The following is a 17,961-nucleotide window of genomic DNA, read 5'->3' as shown; positions in this document are numbered from 1 at the left end:
CAGGAACAAACAGGTATCAGCCGATTGCTGATGCGTGTGAAAGAACCGGTGGAGCGGTAGTTCAGTTGGTTAGAATACCTGCCTGTCACGCAGGGGGTCGCGGGTTCGAGCCCCGTCCGTTCCGCCAATTATTGCATAACCCCTGAATCGAAAGATTCAGGGGTTTTTTGCATCTGATATTTATGAATTTAAAGATCAAACGGCCTTGATAGCCGTATAGTTTACTTTTTAAGACTCTCATTTTGATATTTTCAACTCTGTTTACTCATCTGTTTTAATAGCCTTAATTAATTCTAAATAATTATTCTTACAAAATAGTAATTGTTATCAGTTATATAATTTTTATATTCCGTTGGATTTCAGAATTGGGTGTCTATTATCCTGGATTTAATTTGTTTATATTAGGATAAATAAATGAAGTAACAATATAATTTATTGTGGAATCTTAAGTAAAATCCATAGTTCAGCGTAATATACCGATAAATTACAGATGCAACTTTCAATAAAATATCATAAAGTCTTATTTCGGATAATTTGCAAAGATCACTCATCATGAAATTCACACTGGATATGCTTGACTGGCGGGCGCTCGCTCCGGGAGTTAACAGCTGCGAACACTGGATCCAATGGGCTAATCGGCCCGATGCAGATACATTTTCCGGCGAAATTCCTAAAAGCGTGCAAATTCCCATGATGACTGCGCGTCGTATGAGTATTGGAAGTCGTTTTGCAGTGGATATCGGTCTTGATTTACTCGAATATTATAATGTTGATACAGCTATTTTTACCAGTCGTCACGGAGAACTAGAAAAAACAGGGCGGATTTTGCATAATTTGGCGAATGAAGAGCCTGTTTCACCGACTGAGTTTTCGATGTCAGTACATAATACGGCGGCAGGATGGTTAACGATCGCCGGTAAAAATCCGTTGCCGGTTACTTCATTAGCGGCGGGTGATGACAGTTTTCAGCAGGGAATACTGGAAGCGCAATCAATGTTATCAGCGGGAGCTTCCCGCATTATGCTGGTTGATTTCGACGGGCAGATCCCTGCGATATATAATGAATCGGTAAATTCTGAGTTTCTCCCTTATGCTGTGGCAATAATATTAACGGCTGGTAATACTTTGCAGTGTGAGCGTGTATCTATGCCAGGCGAACATCGGATATTACCTCTTGTGCAAAGTCTGCAATTCCTGCGCGGTTATCTTTCATCTTCTTCGGTATTTGATGTGAGTGCGGGTAATCGTCATAGCTGGCAATGGTCGCGTGACTTGTGATGAGAGAGTCAGAATTGAACAACGCAGTGTCTTCTCTGCCGAACCGTTTCTGGCGGTGGCTGGCAACCGGATTCTTTTTCGCACTTTTCGGAATTGGCGGACTGTTGCTTTCGCTTATCTGGTTTAATCTGTTGCGGCTCGTCATACGCCAGCCTGAAAGATTGCATCGAATGACACTAAACAGTATCCGCAGCAGTTTTCGTTTTTTTCTTGGCGGATTACGTCTGGTAGGGGTGATGGATTACCGGTTTACAGGTGATGAAAAGTTTCAGCAGGATACTGGCTGTCTCATTGTCGCGAATCATCCGAGCTTACTTGACTATGTCATCCTGGCATCGCAAATGCCGCGCTGTGATTGCATTGTCAAACAGGCTTTGCTGAAAAACCCTTTTCTGAGTGGCGTGATTAAAGCCGCCGGATATCTGGTTAACTCAGGGTCGGATGCGCTGCTACAGGCTTGTGAAACACGCCTGAAGGCAGGGGGAACGTTGCTGGTCTTTCCGGAGGGCACGCGTACAGTGCCTGGTGAACCGATGACCTTGCAGCGCGGTGCCGCAAATATTGCGCTGAGAGCAAATTGTGATGTAAGAATTGTTCATATTACCTGTCAGCCGCCTATGCTGACTAAACGGGGAAAGTGGTATCAAATTCCTCCGGTAAAACCTCAGTTTGTTATTACTGTTGCCGATAAGGTAAAGGCTGAAGACTTTCTCAATGAAAGCGATCTTTCACCTGCTCTGGCCGCAAGACGTCTGACACAGCATTTGCGCACTGAGCTGATGCGTGGAAATACTCAAAATAATGAGAAATAAGTCATGGAATCATTAAGTAACGACATTAAAGCCCTTATCATCACGACGCTTAATCTGGAGGGTATGACACCAGATGAGATAGAGACTCAGGCGCCGCTTTTTGGTGACGGTTTAGGGCTGGATTCTATCGATGCTCTTGAGCTGGGCCTGGCGTTAAAAAAACAATACGGTGTGATCCTTTCGGCTGAAAATCAGGAAATGCGTGAACATTTCTATTCTGTTGAAAGTCTGGCCAGATTTATATCAGTACAGCGTGGTTAAAGAGATTCCTATGCAGAAGCAAGAAATTTACCAGCAAATTAGCGCGTTATTAATCAAGCTATTTGAAATTGATGAAAGTGATATCAGTCCGCAAGCGAAGCTTTATGAGGAACTGGAATTAGACAGCATTGATGCTGTTGATCTGGTTGTTCACTTGCAAAAAACGACCGGCAGAAAGATTAAACCTGAAATGTTCAAGTCTGTAAGAACGGTTCAGGATGTTGTTGATGCGATTGATGAATTGCTTAATACGCCCGAGTCCTGATTTTTGTGAATAATCCCCGGCATTTATCCTTCCCTCTGCTGGCAAAAATTGCCCGATGGGCAATGCCGGTGGCGGTGATCGCTTATCCGGTAGCCGTCTGGTTTGAATTAAAAAATTGGGGAACAGGCGTTCTGGCACCAATGCTTATCGCCGTATTTATTCTGCGGTTACTGACTTTCCGCGGAAAATTATCCCAACTTACCTTTTTTGGAAAAGTGATTGCCATCGTGGGGATTGTACTGGTGGCAACCAGCGTTTTGCTACGCGAAACATCGATGTTGCTGTATTACCCGGTCGCGGTAAATATCTTATTGCTGGGCGTATTTTTCAGCTCGCTCTATGCTCGTCAATCTCTGGTTGAACGACTTGCCCGTTTGAGCGAACCGGAATTACCGCCGCAGGGCGTGATTTACACACGCCGTGTTACGCAAGTCTGGTGTGTTTTCTTTTTGTGTAATGGATTAATGGCCTTATATACCTGTCTGAAAGGCGATACGGATTTATGGGCTCTTTATAACGGCGGGATCAGTTATCTGCTGATTGGCTTATTAATGGGTATTGAATGGATAGTCAGAAAGCGTCTGCGTCAGTGACACCCCTGCCGATGTGCGAATGGCTGAGCACGGAAAGAGCTGAGGATCATCTCGTCGCGTGGAGTGAAAGCCGGGAATGGAGGCAACACGAATTTCGCCGCGATGTGTTGTCTCTTATTGCCAGCCTCAGTGCGACCCCCTATTCTCGCTGGGCGTTATGTCTGGAAGATAACTATTCATTCGCAGTCGCGCTGCTGGCAGTGATCTACAGTGGAAAAAAGCCGGTTCTGCCTGGCCATTTTCGTCCAGCCGTATTAGCGGAACAGCAAAGTGAATTCGATGCGCTGATTACCGACCTCCCTTTGTCACCTGGTTGTCCGGTGCTGCGTTTCCCTATCGCACCGCAGGCAGCACTGAATGTTTTGCCACAATGGCCGCAGGATGTTTCAGTCATTTTGTTTACTTCAGGATCGACGGGTAAACCGCAAAGAATTGTTAAACCGATTTTCTGTCTGGAACTTGAAAGCCGGTGGCTCGGCACGCTGTGGGGAACAGAATTTGCTGACGCACGTTTTGCCGCCACCGTTGCCCCTCATCATATGTATGGCCTGAGTTTCGCTTTCATGTTACCGCTGTCTCTGGGATTGCCCTTTGCGACTACCAGCGTTAAATATCATGAGCAGCTGCACTCTCTGGCCGCCGCGCATCCTCTGGTTTTCATCAGCAGCCCGGCATTTCTGGAAAGACTGGATCCAGCACTGAACACGCCAAAACTCCGGCAGGTTTTTTCTGCCGGCGGACCGCTGAAACATGACGCCGCCCGTTTAGTCGAACAGACCTGTGGCGACCTGCCAACGGAAATCTATGGTACGACAGAAACGGGTATTATTGCTTTTCGCCAACAGCATCAGCCGGAAGCGGTCTGGACACTTTTTGGCGATATCGCTTTCTCGCCCCGTCCGGATGGCAATACTTCCCTGATTTCTCCACTGCTCTCACCTTCGGGCACCTTTATGCTGAGCGACGAGATAAAAATGTTGCCCTCCGATCCGCGCCATTTTGAGCTGCTGGGTCGCAAAGACCGGATTGTGAAAATCGCCGAGCAGCGTGTTTCCCTGACGGAGATTGAGCAACGTTTATGTCATCTCGATCTGCTGTCAGAGGCCAGCGTACTGACGGTCCAAAAGCGCGGCCGGGTTTATGTGGCTGCCGTGCTGGTGTTAAGCCGCAGCGGAGAGCAATTCATTGATTCGCAAGGGCAGGCGGCTCTGCTGGATAATCTGCGCCAGACACTGCGTAGCTGGATATCGCCGGTGGCACTGCCAAGGTACTGGCGTATTGTTCCGGTTATCCCCCTTAACCAGCAAGGCAAACGCTCGGCTGCTGAACTACAGGAAATGTTTTTATGATTTTACCTGACGTGCTGAACCAGCAACTCACCGGCGATACCAGCCTGCTTCTTACGCTTAGATTGCCTGCTGGTTTATTCTGGTTCAGAGGCCATTTCCCGACTTCGCCAATCCTTCCGGGTGTGACGCAGGTGAACTGGGTCATGATCTACGCAGAAGAGATTCTGGGAATGAAAAAAGCGTTTGCCGGAATGGAAGTGGTGAAATTCCAGCGGCCACTTTTACCTGAAGAAACTGTGGATTTACAGATCGACTGGCTGAAAGAAAAGCACCGGCTGGTATTTCGTTACAGCGTGGGTGATGCGGTCGCCAGCAGCGGGAAAATCACCTTATGACCATGATGCCGCCAGACACTTTTTCTCCCTGCCTGATCATTCCCTGCTACAACCACGGGCCGATGATGGCAGGTGTTCTGGAAAGTCTCCGCCCGTTCGGTCTGCCCTGTATTGTGGTGGACGATGGCAGTGATGCGCAAACAGCTGATGAGTTACAACGTCTGGACTCTGTAACACCGTGGATGAGCCTGACGCGTCTTGCGGCAAATCAGGGGAAAGGTGAAGCGGTGATGACTGCGCTGCGACTGGCAGCCGGAAAAGGCTTTACTCACGCGCTACAGGTGGATGCCGACGGTCAGCATCAGCTTTCCGACGTTCCGGCGATGCTGGCGGAATCTAAGCGTTACCCTGAATGTCTGATATCGGGTCAACCGGTTTACGATGACAGTGTGCCAAAATCGCGCCTCTATGGTCGCTACATCACGCATTTCTGGGTGTGGGTCGAAACCCTGTCATTCTCGTTAAAAGACAGCATGTGCGGTTTCCGCGTTTATCCGCTTAAGCCCTGCCTGCAACTGATGGCGAAAAAGACGCTGGGTTTGCGGATGGATTTTGATACCGAAATCATGGTGCGTCTTTACTGGCAGGGCACGCGCAGCCGTTTCCTGCCCACCCGCGTCACTTATCCCGAAGACGGCCTCTCGCATTTCGATGCCGTGAAAGACAATGTGAAAATTTCGTGGATGCATACCCGGCTGTTTTTTGGCATGTTGCCGCGTATTCCCTATTTGTTGAGTCAGCGGAAAGGGCGGCCTGAACACTGGTCCGCAACGCAGGAACGCAAAGGATTATGGGGCATTCGCCTGATGCTGGCGGTTTACCGGGCGCTGGGCTTCAAGGCTTTTCGCCTGCTGCTTTATCCGGTTATTACCTATTTTTGGCTCACAGGCCATAAACAACGCAACGCCTCTGCGAACTGGCTTGAACGTGTCCGTATCACCGCCGCAGAGCATCAGATTTCTCTGCCTTATCCGCTGAGTACGTTCCGCCATTTCGTACGTTTTGGAGAATCGATGCTGAGCAAACTGGCGAGCTGGCAGGGCGATAAAACGCTGACCGATGCGGTACTGGTGGCTCCCGAAGTTTGTGAATCACATATTGCCTCCGGACGTGGCACGCTGATCCTTGCCTCACATCTGGGGGACATCGAATCCTGCCGGGCGATTGGCGCGCTCAGTCACCAGATCACCGTCAATGCACTGGTATTTACCGAACATGCCGAGCGTTTTAATCAGGTAATGAAAGAGATTAACCCGCAGGCGGTGGTTAACCTGATTCAGGTCAGCAAGATGGGGCCGGAAACGGCTATTTTATTGCAGGAAAAACTGGATGCTGGCGAATGGGTGGCGATTGTTGGTGACCGCACGTCTGCCAGCCAGCATCAGCGCGGAGAACATCCCCGCGTCATTTATAGCAACTTTCTGGGCAAGCCCGCAGCCTTCCCGCAGGGGCCTTTTATTCTGGCCGCAGCGCTACGTGCGCCGGTGATGCTGATGTTTGGCATCATGCAGCAACAGCAGTTGCATATTTACTGCGAATCTTTTGCCGATCCGCTGATTCTGCCACGCGTCAGTCGTCTGCCCGCCCTCCAGGCCGCTGTCGATCACTATGCCGCCCGGCTTGAACATTACAGCCTGCTGGCGCCGCACGACTGGTTCAATTTTTATGATTTTTGGCAGCATCCCGCGGATGTCGCCCCTGACAGGAAACCTGATTGATATGACTTCCAGACTTGACCCGCGTTTTAATGATCCGCGATTTTCTACCCGTGTTGAAATTACCGTGCCTTTTCATGATGCCGATGCGATGGGCGTCGTCTGGCACGGTAACTATTTCCGTTATCTTGAAGTCGCGCGCGAGCAGTTACTTAAGCAATTTGATTACGGTTACCGTCAGATGGAAGCGTCCGGTTACGTCTGGCCAATTGTTGATACCCGCCTGAAATATATCGCGCCGGTGCTTTTTGAGCAGCGTATTTCGGTTCATGCTCAGCTTGAGGAAATCGAAAATCGTCTGCGTATCGGCTATCAGATTTACGATATCGAAACCGGTAAACGCACGACGACAGGTTACACATTGCAGGTCGCGGTAGACGCTACCACGAAAGAAATGTGTTTCGTCTCGCCGCAGGTGCTTTTCGATAAAACAGGAGTCAGCCTGTGAAAACCCTTCTGTTGCTCGTTCTGACCCTGTTCAGCGTGGCCGCGCACGCCGTCACGATGGAAGAATTACAGCAGCGCTTCGGTCAGGTGCCGGTATTGCGTGCGGATTTTTCGCAGCAAAGAACTATCAGCGGTATGGCGCAACCGCTCAATTCCAGCGGGAATTTGCTGATTGCCCAGCAACAGGGGTTGTGGTGGCAGCAGGAAAAACCTTTCAGCCTGACGTTATTGCTGACAGAAAAACGCATGGTACAAATCATGGCTGGGCAGGAACCGCAGGTAGTAACGGCGGATAATAACCCGCAGATGTTCCAGTTCAACTCCCTGCTCAGCGCGCTGTTCCACGCTGACAGCAAAGTGCTGGAAGAAAACTTTGCTCTCGATTTTACCGATCAGGGCAAAGGCGCATGGAAACTCGTTCTGACGCCGAAGGTATCACCGCTGAACCGGTTGTTCCGCAGTATCACGCTTAACGGTGAAACGTTCCTGAACAGTATTGATATCAATGATATGCAGGGCGACGCCACTCACATTCGTTTCTTTAATCAGAAAACGACGCCTGCCACGCTGACTGACGCTGAGAAACGCCATTTTGCGTCCTGAACTTCACAGAAAACTGGCGCAAAGCTGGCTGCTGATTATTGCGCTGCTGGTGGCGGCGCTGTTCTGGTTGCTGCCACGCAGTCAGATTAACAGCAGCGTATTGGCGCTTCTGCCTCAGCAGCAGACGGCGGATGTTCCGCAGGCGTTTTCTGACGGATTTACCCAACGACTGGACAGACAGCTGATGTGGCTGGTCAGCCCGCCGCCGGGTGCCGGAGTTAAGCCCGCCGATGACTGGCTCAGACAGCTGCAAACGTTGCCGGAGCTGAGCCAGGTTGCGGGGCCGATGGATGAACAGCGGCAGCAGGAGTGGGGCGCTTTCTTCTATAAGCATCGTAATGCATTGCTTGATGACGCGACCCGCCAGCGTCTGAAATCGGGCGCAGATGCGCAAAGTCAGTGGATCCTTGGTCAGATTTATTCGGCCTTTGCAGGCGTCAGCGGTAAAGAACTGACTCACGATCCGCTGTTACTGGTGCGTGCTTCCCAAATGGCGCAGCAGCAAAATAGTGCCGGTATGACGCTTGATCAGGGCTGGCTGATGGCGCGTGATAAAAACGGTCGAAACTGGTATCTGCTGCACGGCGAACTGAAAGCCTCTTCGTATGACATCACCTCGGTAAAACAGACTGTGGCGGCACTCAGCGCGGCGAAAGATGCGTTCGAGGCGCGCTGGCCGGGCGCTAAGGTGCTTGAGCGCGGCACAATTTTCTATAGCAATTATGCCAGTCAGCAGGCGGAGCACGATCTCTCCACCATTGGCATAGCATCAGTTATTGGCGTATTTGCGCTGATTTTACTGATGTTCCGTTCTGTCCTGCCGTTGCTTCTCAGTCTGCTTTCTATTGCTATCGGTGCACTGTCGGGTACTGTTTTTACCTTATGGGTATTTGGCGAAATTCACGTAATGACGCTGGTGCTGAGCACCAGCATTGTCGGCATTTCTGCCGACTATACGCTGTACTTCCTGACTGAACGGCGCGTACACGGTGAGGTTAATTCCCCGCTGGAAAGCCTGAAAAAACTTTTCCCCGCCTTATCTGTAGCGCTGCTGACCACGGTCGCCGCTTATCTGATGCTGCTGATTGCACCGTTTCCCGGCCTGCAACAGCTGGCCGTTTTTGCCGCCGCCGGGCTGAGTGCCGCCTGTATCACCGTGATGTGCTGGTATCCGTATTTGTCTAAGCGTTTACCGGTCGGGCCGACACCGGGGCTGGCAATTATCATGCGCTGGTTGCTGGCATGGCGCAGCCGCCAGGCCGTGCGCTTCGGATTACCATTACTGATTTTGGTGCTGGTGGTGGCAGGAATATCGCAGCTGAAGATCAACGATGACATCGCCGATCTGCAATCCCTTCCGGCAGATCTCCGGCAGCAGGAGCAGCAAATCGCCGCGCTCACCGGTCAGACCAACGATCAGAAATGGCTGGTCGTGTACGGAGATAACGCTGAACAGACATTGCAACGTCTGGAAGCATTGCGGCCAAAGCTGGTCCGGGCCAAAGAGAAGGGCGTAATCGACGGTTTCCGTGCGCTCAACCTGCCTTCACAGGCACAGCAGCAGCGCGATTTATCCCTGCTCCGGCAGCGTGCTCCGCAAATTATTGCGCAGTTACAGCAGGCGGGAGTGACGGTGGCAATACCCGATCTCACTGCGCAAACCGTTGATGTGTCGCTGTGGATCAACAGCGTGGTCAGCGAAGGCTGGCGTTTGCTGTGGCTGACATTGCCGGACGGGCACAGTGCCACGTTGATTCCGGTAAACGGCGTTCATGACAGCGCAGCGATGGCGGCGCTGGCGATTTCCACGCCGGGAACCGGCTGGATCGACCGCAAAACAGAATTCAGCAGCCTTTTCTCGCAGTATCGAGTTTATCTGACGTATTTGCTGGCACTGGCTGTGGCGGTGATTGCGGCTATTTATCTCTGGCGTTTTCGTCTGCCGCACGGGCTGATTTGTCTGGTACCCACGCTGCTTTCGCTCGGGATGGGTGTCGCGGCGCTGGGCTTTAGCGGTCACAATCTTAATCTTTTCTCCCTGCTGGCGCTGATCCTGGTGCTGGGGATTGGTATCAATTACACCCTGTTTTTCACCAATCCGCGCGGCACGCCGACGACGTCAATGTTTGCCATTTTTATGGCAGTGGTGACGACTTTACTGACGTTCGGCATGCTGGTGTTCAGCTCGACACAGGCGATCAGCAGTTTCGGTATCGTACTGAGCGCCGGCATCTTAACTGCCTTCCTGTTGTCACCACTGACCTTGCCGGTAAAAAAACGAGGACGCAAAAAATGATCCGAATAACGTGGCCGGTGGTGGCGCTTCTGCTCCTAATGCTTGGCGGTTGTGCAACAAATTCGCCTTCAGATAATGAGCCTCATGCCTGGCTGAAACGCGGGGTGCAGGTGAAACTCCCCGCACCTGCTCTGGGCAAACCGGTCAGCCAGCAACAATTGCTGACGGCCACCGTCAATGGCAAACAACAGTCATTGCTGGTGCTGCTCAATGCTGATGGTAAATCTTTACAGCTGGCCGGATTGTCTCCGCTGGGGATCCGCCTGTTCAAAGTGGTCTACGATCAAACAGGGATCCATACCGAGCAGGCGATAAAAATTGAGGGTTTACCTCCAGCAAATCAGGTTCTGGCCGATATTATGTTGAGCTACTGGCCGGTTCAGAGCTGGCAACCGTTGCTGCCAGCGGGCTGGTCGTTCGATGAGCAGCCGCTTCGCCGGACATTACTGGATAACGAGGGCCATGCCGTTACCCGCATTGATTATGTCGCACGGGGCGGTACGCGTCAGCCCGTGTCGATTACTCAGATGGCGTTTCACTATCAGATAACTATCCAGAATGTCGGTGACTAAGATGATCTACTTTTCGGCCGTGGGCATGGTTAACGCGCTGGGAAACAACAATGCGCAAATCGCCGCCAGTCTGAAGACGGGCGTAGCACCGGGTATGACTGTGCAGGAAGGCTGGCTGACGGAAGACCGGCCCGTGTGGCTCGGCAGCGTGACCGGCGAACTGCCTGCGATCCCGGCTGGTTTATCTGTGCATCGCAGCCGCAATAATCAGCTGTTAATGGCCGCGCTGGCGCAAATTGAAGCGCCGTTGAATGACGCCGTCGCCCGTTATGGCAGAGATCGGGTGGCGATCGTGATGGGCACCAGTACGTCAGGCATTGCAGAAGGTGAGGATGCGGTGCGCCATCTCCAGCAGCATGGTGAATTCCCTGCGGGCTATGATTACCAGCAACAGGAACTGGGCGATCCTTCGCAATTTATGGCGCAACTGCTGGACCTGAGTGGTCCCGCCTATACTCTATCAACAGCGTGTTCTTCGAGTGCCAAAGCAATTATCAGCGGAAAACGGCTGATTGAATCCGGGCTGGCTGACGCTGCGCTGGTCGGGGGCGCTGACAGTTTGTGCCGGATGCCGGTGAACGGCTTTAACAGCCTGGGATCTTATTCCCGCGGTCATTGCACGCCGTTCGGCCAAAACCGCGATGGGATCAATATCGGTGAGGCATCCGCCCTGATTTTGCTGACGCGTGAACCGGCTGATGTTGCCCTGCTCGGTGGCGGTGAATCATCAGATGCCTGGCATATGTCGGCGCCACATCCAGAAGGACTGGGCGCTGAGCGCGCCATTCATATGGCGTTAGAACAGGCCGGTCTGTGTCCCGACGATGTGGGTTATATCAATGCGCATGGCACCGCGACACCGCTTAACGATCAGGTGGAAGCCGCTGTAATTCACCGGCTGTTTGGCAACCGGACGCCGTGCAGTTCTACCAAACATCTCACAGGTCATACGCTTGGCGCGGCGGGTGCGACGGAAGCTGCGCTGAGCTGGCTTATCCTGTCGCAACATCTTGCCTTGCCACGGCAGGATTTCAGTGTCACGGCACGGGACAGCAGCCTGCCGGATATCCGTCTGGTGGAAACCGCTGAAATGGCGCAGAAGCCGGTCATTTTATCCAACTCTTTTGCTTTTGGCGGCAATAACGCCAGTCTGGTGATCGGGAGGCCGTCATGAAGAGGTTAAACGCGGCAGATTATTTACCGCATGAATCGCCGATGGTGTTGCTGGATAACGTCATCGAAGTAACAGAGGAAACGGCGCTGTGCAGCGTCGTGGTATCAGAAAAGAGCGTGCTGGCGCCGTTTCTCAATGCCCGTGGTGCGTTGCCCGCGTGGTACGCCATTGAACTCATCGCGCAAACTATTGGCGTATGGAGTGGCTGGCACGGTGCGCAGAGCGGAACATCCCCGCAGGTGGGCATGCTGCTGGGGGGCAGGGCGATAAAATGCAGCGTGCCGGAATTTGCGGCAGGCAGTGAATTACTGATAAGCGTTGCTCTGGTGCTTCGCGATGAAAAACTCGCCAGCTTTGAAGGCGTTATTTGTATTAAACGAGAACAAGACAACCTTCAGGTTGCACAGGGAAGGCTGAATACGTATCAGCCAGACAAGGACGAACTCATTAAATTGACACAGGGGAAACAGGAATGACGCGTTCGGTATTAGTGACCGGTGCCAGTAAAGGGATCGGCAAAGCGATTGCCAGCCAGTTAGCGGGCGATGGCTTTTTGGTAGTCATTCACTACCACAGCGATAAAACGGGTGCAGAAAGCACCCTGCAACAGATTACGGAAAATGGCGGCAGCGGGCGCATTGTGCAGTTCGATATCAGCAACCGCCAGCAGTGCCGCCAAGTGATCGAAGCGGACATTGAAGCGCATGGCGCGTATTACGGTGTGATCAATAACGCCGGGATCACCCGTGACGGAGCGTTTCCGGCACTGACTGATGAAGACTGGGACGGCGTGATCCACACCAATCTCGACAGCTTCTACAACGTTTTACATCCCTGCGTGATGCCGATGATCGGCCTGCGTCAGGGCGGGCGCATTATCGCGCTGTCTTCGGTTTCCGGTATCACCGGCAACCGTGGTCAGGTCAATTACAGTGCGGCGAAAGCCGGAATTATCGGTGCCTGCAAAGCGCTGTCGCTGGAGCTGGCGAAACGCAAAATCACCGTCAACTGTATTGCGCCGGGGCTGATCGACACCGGTATGCTCGATATGGAACCACCGGCGCTGGACGCCGCCATGAGCATGATCCCGCTTAAACGTATGGGACGCGCCGAGGAAGTCGCCGGGCTGGCGAGCTATCTGATGTCGGATATCGCGGGCTACGTGACCCGTCAGGTGATCTCCATCAACGGAGGCATGGTATGACCCAGCGCGTCGTGATTACCGGCATGAAAGGCGTAACGGCGTTTGGCAACAACTGGGACGAGGTTTCTGCGCGTCTGCAACAGGGTAAAAACGCCGTTCGTCACATGGATGAATGGCTGATTTATCAGGGGCTGAACACCCATCTCGGCGCACCGGTGGATGATTTTGTTTTACCTGCGCACTACACCCGCAAACGCATCCGCTCGATGGGCCGTGTTTCTTTGCTTTCAACGCGAGCGGTGGAACTGGCGCTGGAACAGGCCGGTTTGCTGGAAGACCCGGTTCTGACGGATGGCGAAACCGGCATCGCTTTCGGTTCTTCGACCGGCAGCACCGGTCCGGTCAGTGAATTCGCCACCATGCTGACGGAAAAGCACACCAACAACATTACCGGCACGACTTACGTACAGATGATGCCGCACACCACGGCGGTGAATGCCGGATTATTTTTCGGGCTCAAAGGACGGGTTATTCCGACGTCCAGCGCCTGTACCTCCGGCAGTCAGGCGATCGGTTATGCCTATGAGGCCATCAGACACGGTTACCAGACAGTGATGGTGGCAGGCGGTGCGGAAGAACTCTGTCCGTCTGAAGCGGCAGTTTTCGATACGCTGTTCGCCACCAGCCAGCAGAATGACCACCCGGAGCTTTCGCCGCGTCCGTTTGACACACAGCGCGACGGTCTGGTGATTGGCGAAGGAGCCGGGGCGCTTATTCTTGAATCGCTTGAATATGCACAGGCGCGTGGCGCGAAAATTTACGCCGAGATCGTCGGGTTCGCCACCAACTGCGATGCGGCGCATATCACCCAGCCTCAGCAATCGACCATGCAGATTTGTATCGAAAAAGCGCTGAAAAATGCCGGTATTCCTGCTTCTGAAATCGGGTATATCAGTGCGCATGGCACGGCGACTGACCGCGGTGATATTGCAGAAAGTCATGCAACCGCGGCGGTTTTTGGTAATCAGACGCCGATCTCGTCGCTGAAAAGTTACTTCGGTCATACGCTCGGTGCCTGTGGTGCGCTGGAGGCCTGGATGTCGCTGGAAATGATGCGAGAAGCCCGGTTTGTGCCGACGATTAATCTGACGCAGCCGGATCCGCTTTGCGGCGAGCTGGACTACATCATGGGCGAATCGCGCCATATTCAGACCGAATTTATTCAGTCGAATAACTTTGCGTTCGGCGGCATCAATACCTCGTTAGTTTTCCGTCGCTGGCCGTAAACGATGAGTTCTGCACGCCTCATGACTGCGTCACTGGATGACAATTTTTCGTTGTCCCGTTTGCCCGCAGAAATGCTCGCTAAAAGTGCCGCAATGACCCCAGGCCGCCGCCAGCAATGGCGCGCAGGCAGGGCGTTGCTGGCCGAAGCGCTGTCCGTTTTCTGCGGTTGCGAGACGTTGCCGGAACTGCTGATTTCCGCACAGGGAAAACCCTTTTTTGCCGATACTTCCTTGCCGCATTTTTCTCTCAGTCACAGTAAAAATCATCTGCAACTGCTGCTGTGTCCGGCGGGGGAAGCCGGTGGTGACGCAGAACAAATGCGTCCGCGCGTGCGTTATCTTGACGTTGCACGCGAAGCGTTCAGTGAAACCGAATATCAGTGGCTGATGGAACAAGCGGAACCGCAAACAGGGTTCTGGCAGTTGTGGTGTCTGCGCGAGGCGTGGCTGAAACAGCAGGGCGGCAGCGTGTGGCAGATGGACAGGATCTGCCTCGATCCGGCTTTAAAGTCTTTTACGTCTGAACCTGAAACGAACTGTCGTTTATGGTTTTTAGCCGATGGGCCTGTAATGCGGGCGCTGGCGCTGCCTGCTGAGGTTTCAGAACCTGAAGAATATGCCTTTAACGCGGCATCCGGTGATTTTATCCCGCAGGCTTCCCGGCCGTGGTCATCGTTTTCCTCCCGCTGATTATTGCGCTGAAATCAAAAGTCTTCTGGCAAAGCGGTCGTTTTTATCCATGAACGTGCAGTCCATACTCTCTCCAAGATTTATCATCCTGAAAAATTAAAAGAGAGAACACTATGAGCATTCCTGCATTCGGTTTAGGAACCTTCCGCCTGAAAGATGACGTGGTCAAAGCGTCCGTCGCCACCGCCGTGGAACTGGGCTATCGCGCTATTGATACCGCACAGATTTATGACAATGAAGCTGCCGTCGGCGATGCGCTGGCTGAAAGCGGCGTCGCGCGCGAAGAACTCTATATCACCACCAAAATCTGGATTGAAAACCTGGCGGCTGACAAAGTGATCGACAGCCTGAAAGAGAGTCTGCGTAAACTGAAAACGGATTATGTCGATCTGACGCTGATCCACTGGCCTTCACCGGATCAGGCCGTCAGCGTGGCAGAAACGATGCACGCGCTGGTAGAAGCGAAGAAAATGGGCCTGACCCGTGAAATCGGTATTTCCAACTTTACTGTTGCGCTGATGCAGGAAGCAGTCGACGCGGTGGGTGCAGATCAGATTGCGACTAACCAGATCGAACTGTCACCGTTCCTGCAAAATCAGACCGTCGTCGATTTTGCCCGTCAGAACGGCATTGCCGTGACGTCTTACATGACGCTGGCTTACGGCGAAGCGTTGAAAGATGCGACGATTATCGAGATTGCCGCACGCCATCATGCCACGCCGGCACAGGTGGTTCTTGCGTGGGCATTGCAGCTTGGCTACGCAGTGATCCCGTCATCGACCAAACGCGAAAACCTGAAAAGTAACCTGCTGGCGCAGCAACTGACGCTGACCGATGCAGATATGCAGCAGATCGCCGCGCTGGAGCGCAATGGCCGTCTGGTCAGCCCTGAAGGTCTGGCACCAGACTGGGATTGATCCCTGAACTCCTCCCCTTTGCAGGGGGAGGAGCACGCCATCAATATTTTTTACTTCCCAGCTTTTCGCTCAGAAAATCGATAAAACACCGTATCCGCGTACTGACCGTCTGATCGCTGTAATACACCGCGTGCAGCGGCATGGCGATACGCATGATGTCCGGCACCAGTAGTTTCACCAGGTCTCCCCGCGCAACATCTTCATCGGTCATGAAATCCGACAGACAGGCAATACCGTTACCCTGCAAACACAGCCTGCGCAGCGTTTCTCCACTCCCGGAACTGATAAACGGCGTGACCGTCAGTTGCTGACCATCAGCGCACAGCAACGGCCATTTGTTCAGCGCCATCACTTCGTTAAAGCCCAGACAGCGGTGTTTCAGCAGATCATCAGCGGTTTGCGGTGTTCCCCATTTTTTCAGGTACTCTGGCGACGCCAGCACGCTGCGGTAGCTCAGCATCAGTTTGCGCGCCCGCAGGCTGGAATCTTCCAGCTCACCGACGCGGATCGCCACATCCACTTTATGGTCGATCAGATTGATATTGCTCTCGGAGGAAAAAAGCGCGAGCGACATCTTCGGGAAACGTTCGGTAAATTCAGCCACCAGCGGCGAAATAACATGCAGAATGACCGGCGTCGCCGCATCGATGCGTAACAACCCCTGCGGATCGTCCCGGTTTTCCAGCAAATCGTCTTCCGCTGCGGCCATTTCATGCAGGATTTTCTGCACCCGGACGAAATAGCGTTCGCCTTCGTGCGTCAGGCTGATCTGGCGCGTGGTGCGGTTGAGCAGGGTGATGCCCAGTTTTTGCTCCAGACGTTTCAGTGTCCGGCTGACCACAGAATTATCCTGCCCTAACTGTTCTGCCGCACGGCTGAAACTGCCGCTTTCCACCACGGTGACAAAGGTAATCAACTCTTCAGAACTGGCTCGCATTGTTGTTACTCCAGCATAAATCAATTGATACTTTGGTTATTTCTGTCATTTAAGCACAAGCCGATAATAGCCGCCATCAAATCGATATTCATGTGGAGTAAAGGTTATGCCGCTTGCACTATTAGCACTGACCATCAGTGCGTTCGCTATAGGAACAACAGAGTTTGTTATCGTCGGCCTTGTACCGACTATCGCCCAGCAACTGGGCGTTTCAGTCCCTTCAGCCGGTTTGCTGGTGTCCATTTACGCACTCGGTGTGGCGATTGGCGCACCGGTTCTGACCGCGCTGACCGGCCGTGTACCGCGTAAAGCGTTGCTGATTGGCCTGATGGTGCTGTTCACACTGGGCAATCTGCTGGCGTGGCAGTCACCGAATTACAGCACCCTGGTGATGGCGCGACTGTTAACCGGACTGGCCCACGGCGTCTTCTTCTCGATTGGCTCGACCATTGCTACCAGTCTGGTCTCGAAAGAAAAAGCCGCTTCTGCGATTGCGCTGATGTTTGGCGGTCTGACCGTTGCGTTGGTTACCGGCGTGCCGCTCGGGACTTTTATCGGGCAGCATTTTGGCTGGCGTGAAACCTTCCTTGCGGTGTCGCTGATTGGTGTTATCGCCATTATCGCCAGCGCAATTCTGGTACCGAATAACATCAAAAACAAACCGGCAGCGCGCATTTCTGATCAGGTCAAAGTGCTGATGAATCCGCGTCTGTTACTGATTTACGCGATTACCGCACTGGGTTACGGCGGCGTGTTCACCACGTTCACGTTCCTGGCCCCGATGATGCAGGAACAGGCAGGTTTCTCCGCCAGCATGGTGAGCTGGATCCTGCTGGCATACGGCGTATCGGTCGCGATTGGTAATATCTGGGGCGGCAAACTGGCTGACCGTCACGGTGCCGTTAAAGCGCTGACCATTATTTTCGCCGCACTTGCCACCTTGTTGCTGATTTTCCAGTTCACTTCAGGTTTTGGTATTCCGGCGTTAATCACACTGCTGGTGATGGGGATTTTCGCCTTCGGCAACGTGCCGGGATTGCAGGTTTATGTGGTGCAGAAAGCCGAAGAAGTGACGCCAAATGCCGTTGATGTGGCATCCGGCCTGAACATTGCGGCCTTTAACATCGGTATCGCCTTAGGTTCTGTGATTGGCGGGCAGGTAGTTTCTACGATTGGCCTGGCGCAAACGCCGTGGATTGGCGCGGTAATTGTCGCCGGTGCGCTGCTGCTTATCCGTCTGAGCGGGCATCTGGACCGTAAAATGAAACCCGCAATGGTCTGATTTGC

General features: G+C 52.9%; 20 protein-coding genes and 1 tRNA gene. 20 read left to right on the top strand and 1 reads right to left on the bottom strand.

Annotated elements, in window-relative coordinates; genetic code table 11:
* The first annotated feature begins 50 nt into the window (after positions 1-50).
* From J1784_RS04910 to dkgB, 19 genes are all read left to right on the top strand, one after another.
* Positions 51-127, top strand: a tRNA-Asp gene (locus J1784_RS04910).
* A gap of 425 nt (positions 128-552) precedes the next feature.
* A complete protein-coding gene (locus J1784_RS04905; RefSeq protein ID WP_217148274.1) occupies positions 553-1,278 on the top strand; it encodes a beta-ketoacyl synthase chain length factor in 726 nt (241 codons plus the stop codon).
* Complete coding sequence (locus J1784_RS04900; RefSeq protein WP_217148273.1) at positions 1,278-2,090, top strand: lysophospholipid acyltransferase family protein; 813 nt, start codon at positions 1,278-1,280, stop codon at positions 2,088-2,090. Before J1784_RS04905 ends, J1784_RS04900 begins: the two co-directional genes overlap by 1 nt.
* A 3-nt stretch (positions 2,091-2,093) precedes the next feature.
* On the top strand, positions 2,094-2,351 hold the full coding sequence (locus tag J1784_RS04895; RefSeq protein WP_217148272.1) for a phosphopantetheine-binding protein: 258 nt from the start codon (positions 2,094-2,096) through the stop codon (positions 2,349-2,351).
* A 10-nt stretch (positions 2,352-2,361) separates the two neighbouring features.
* Positions 2,362-2,616 (top strand): acyl carrier protein, encoded by a 255-nt coding sequence (locus tag J1784_RS04890; RefSeq protein ID WP_217148271.1) that lies wholly within the window; start codon positions 2,362-2,364, stop codon positions 2,614-2,616.
* 62 nt (positions 2,617-2,678) lie between these two features.
* The gene (locus tag J1784_RS04885; protein ID WP_238485395.1) at positions 2,679-3,209 is read left to right on the top strand and encodes a COG4648 family protein; all 531 of its coding nucleotides are present in this window, start codon (positions 2,679-2,681) and stop codon (positions 3,207-3,209) included.
* Entirely contained in the window at positions 3,179-4,558 is a 1,380-nt protein-coding gene (locus J1784_RS04880) for an AMP-binding protein (RefSeq protein ID WP_217148270.1), read from the top strand. The genes J1784_RS04885 and J1784_RS04880 overlap by 31 nt, the downstream gene beginning before the upstream one ends.
* Positions 4,555-4,893, top strand: a complete 339-nt coding sequence (locus tag J1784_RS04875) for a 3-hydroxyacyl-ACP dehydratase FabZ family protein (protein ID WP_217148269.1) — start codon at positions 4,555-4,557, stop codon at positions 4,891-4,893. The genes J1784_RS04880 and J1784_RS04875 overlap by 4 nt, the downstream gene beginning before the upstream one ends.
* Complete coding sequence (locus tag J1784_RS04870; protein WP_217148268.1) at positions 4,890-6,611, top strand: glycosyltransferase family 2 protein; 1,722 nt, start codon at positions 4,890-4,892, stop codon at positions 6,609-6,611. Before J1784_RS04875 ends, J1784_RS04870 begins: the two co-directional genes overlap by 4 nt.
* A 1-nt stretch (position 6,612) precedes the next feature.
* Positions 6,613-7,056 carry an acyl-CoA thioesterase gene (locus tag J1784_RS04865; protein WP_217148267.1) on the top strand — a complete coding sequence of 148 codons (444 nt, stop codon included), beginning with the start codon at positions 6,613-6,615 and terminating at the stop codon, positions 7,054-7,056.
* Positions 7,053-7,658: an outer membrane lipoprotein carrier protein LolA gene (locus tag J1784_RS04860; RefSeq protein WP_217148266.1), complete on the top strand. Its 606-nt coding sequence runs from the start codon at positions 7,053-7,055 to the stop codon at positions 7,656-7,658. Before J1784_RS04865 ends, J1784_RS04860 begins: the two co-directional genes overlap by 4 nt.
* Positions 7,648-9,954, top strand: a complete 2,307-nt coding sequence (locus J1784_RS04855; protein ID WP_217148265.1) for an MMPL family transporter — start codon at positions 7,648-7,650, stop codon at positions 9,952-9,954. Before J1784_RS04860 ends, J1784_RS04855 begins: the two co-directional genes overlap by 11 nt.
* Positions 9,951-10,526, top strand: a complete 576-nt coding sequence (locus J1784_RS04850; RefSeq protein ID WP_217148264.1) for a DUF3261 domain-containing protein — start codon at positions 9,951-9,953, stop codon at positions 10,524-10,526. The genes J1784_RS04855 and J1784_RS04850 overlap by 4 nt, the downstream gene beginning before the upstream one ends.
* 1 nt (position 10,527) lies before the next feature.
* On the top strand, positions 10,528-11,700 hold the full coding sequence (locus J1784_RS04845; protein ID WP_217148263.1) for a beta-ketoacyl-[acyl-carrier-protein] synthase family protein: 1,173 nt from the start codon (positions 10,528-10,530) through the stop codon (positions 11,698-11,700).
* Positions 11,697-12,176, top strand: a complete 480-nt coding sequence (locus J1784_RS04840) for a hotdog family protein (protein WP_217148262.1) — start codon at positions 11,697-11,699, stop codon at positions 12,174-12,176. Before J1784_RS04845 ends, J1784_RS04840 begins: the two co-directional genes overlap by 4 nt.
* The gene (locus J1784_RS04835; RefSeq protein ID WP_217148261.1) at positions 12,173-12,904 is read left to right on the top strand and encodes a 3-ketoacyl-ACP reductase FabG2; all 732 of its coding nucleotides are present in this window, start codon (positions 12,173-12,175) and stop codon (positions 12,902-12,904) included. The genes J1784_RS04840 and J1784_RS04835 overlap by 4 nt, the downstream gene beginning before the upstream one ends.
* On the top strand, positions 12,901-14,130 hold the full coding sequence (locus J1784_RS04830) for a beta-ketoacyl-ACP synthase (protein WP_217148260.1): 1,230 nt from the start codon (positions 12,901-12,903) through the stop codon (positions 14,128-14,130). The genes J1784_RS04835 and J1784_RS04830 overlap by 4 nt, the downstream gene beginning before the upstream one ends.
* 3 nt (positions 14,131-14,133) lie before the next feature.
* Complete coding sequence (locus J1784_RS04825) at positions 14,134-14,820, top strand: 4'-phosphopantetheinyl transferase family protein (RefSeq protein WP_217148259.1); 687 nt, start codon at positions 14,134-14,136, stop codon at positions 14,818-14,820.
* Positions 14,821-14,933: 113 nt separating this feature from the next.
* On the top strand, positions 14,934-15,737 hold the full coding sequence (gene dkgB, locus J1784_RS04820) for a 2,5-didehydrogluconate reductase DkgB (RefSeq protein WP_217148258.1): 804 nt from the start codon (positions 14,934-14,936) through the stop codon (positions 15,735-15,737).
* Positions 15,738-15,777: 40 nt separating this feature from the next.
* Here the strand turns inward: dkgB and yafC are convergent, their stop codons facing one another.
* Positions 15,778-16,674, bottom strand: a complete 897-nt coding sequence (yafC, locus tag J1784_RS04815) for a DNA-binding transcriptional regulator YafC (RefSeq protein WP_217148257.1) — start codon at positions 16,672-16,674, stop codon at positions 15,778-15,780.
* 106 nt (positions 16,675-16,780) lie between these two features.
* Here yafC and J1784_RS04810 point away from each other — a divergent pair, with 106 nt between their 5' ends.
* Positions 16,781-17,956, top strand: a complete 1,176-nt coding sequence (locus J1784_RS04810; protein ID WP_217148256.1) for an MFS transporter — start codon at positions 16,781-16,783, stop codon at positions 17,954-17,956.
* Positions 17,957-17,961: the final 5 nt, after the last annotated feature.

The organism is Rahnella ecdela (assembly GCF_019049625.1).
In the GTDB taxonomy this organism is placed as follows: Bacteria; Pseudomonadota; Gammaproteobacteria; order Enterobacterales; family Enterobacteriaceae; genus Rahnella; species Rahnella ecdela.
This window is presented reverse-complemented; position numbering and strand designations above follow the sequence as displayed.

What these genes read in the sequence shown, in the direction of transcription:
- J1784_RS04895 (WP_217148272.1), top strand. Translation starts at nt 2,094, where the DNA reads ATGGAATCATTAAGTAACGACATTAAAGCCCTTATCATCACGACGCTT.
- J1784_RS04875 (WP_217148269.1), top strand. Translation starts at nt 4,555, where the DNA reads ATGATTTTACCTGACGTGCTGAACCAGCAACTCACCGGCGATACCAGC.
- yafC (WP_217148257.1), bottom strand. Translation starts at nt 16,674, where the DNA reads ATGCGAGCCAGTTCTGAAGAGTTGATTACCTTTGTCACCGTGGTGGAA.
- J1784_RS04810 (WP_217148256.1), top strand. Translation starts at nt 16,781, where the DNA reads ATGCCGCTTGCACTATTAGCACTGACCATCAGTGCGTTCGCTATAGGA.
- J1784_RS04905 (WP_217148274.1), top strand. Translation starts at nt 553, where the DNA reads ATGAAATTCACACTGGATATGCTTGACTGGCGGGCGCTCGCTCCGGGA.
- dkgB (WP_217148258.1), top strand. Translation starts at nt 14,934, where the DNA reads ATGAGCATTCCTGCATTCGGTTTAGGAACCTTCCGCCTGAAAGATGAC.
- J1784_RS04880 (WP_217148270.1), top strand. Translation starts at nt 3,179, where the DNA reads ATGGATAGTCAGAAAGCGTCTGCGTCAGTGACACCCCTGCCGATGTGC.
- J1784_RS04890 (WP_217148271.1), top strand. Translation starts at nt 2,362, where the DNA reads ATGCAGAAGCAAGAAATTTACCAGCAAATTAGCGCGTTATTAATCAAG.
- J1784_RS04840 (WP_217148262.1), top strand. Translation starts at nt 11,697, where the DNA reads ATGAAGAGGTTAAACGCGGCAGATTATTTACCGCATGAATCGCCGATG.
- J1784_RS04830 (WP_217148260.1), top strand. Translation starts at nt 12,901, where the DNA reads ATGACCCAGCGCGTCGTGATTACCGGCATGAAAGGCGTAACGGCGTTT.
- J1784_RS04870 (WP_217148268.1), top strand. Translation starts at nt 4,890, where the DNA reads ATGACCATGATGCCGCCAGACACTTTTTCTCCCTGCCTGATCATTCCC.
- J1784_RS04900 (WP_217148273.1), top strand. Translation starts at nt 1,278, where the DNA reads ATGAGAGAGTCAGAATTGAACAACGCAGTGTCTTCTCTGCCGAACCGT.
- J1784_RS04850 (WP_217148264.1), top strand. Translation starts at nt 9,951, where the DNA reads ATGATCCGAATAACGTGGCCGGTGGTGGCGCTTCTGCTCCTAATGCTT.
- J1784_RS04885 (WP_238485395.1), top strand. Translation starts at nt 2,679, where the DNA reads ATGCCGGTGGCGGTGATCGCTTATCCGGTAGCCGTCTGGTTTGAATTA.
- J1784_RS04835 (WP_217148261.1), top strand. Translation starts at nt 12,173, where the DNA reads ATGACGCGTTCGGTATTAGTGACCGGTGCCAGTAAAGGGATCGGCAAA.
- J1784_RS04825 (WP_217148259.1), top strand. Translation starts at nt 14,134, where the DNA reads ATGAGTTCTGCACGCCTCATGACTGCGTCACTGGATGACAATTTTTCG.
- J1784_RS04865 (WP_217148267.1), top strand. Translation starts at nt 6,613, where the DNA reads ATGACTTCCAGACTTGACCCGCGTTTTAATGATCCGCGATTTTCTACC.
- J1784_RS04845 (WP_217148263.1), top strand. Translation starts at nt 10,528, where the DNA reads ATGATCTACTTTTCGGCCGTGGGCATGGTTAACGCGCTGGGAAACAAC.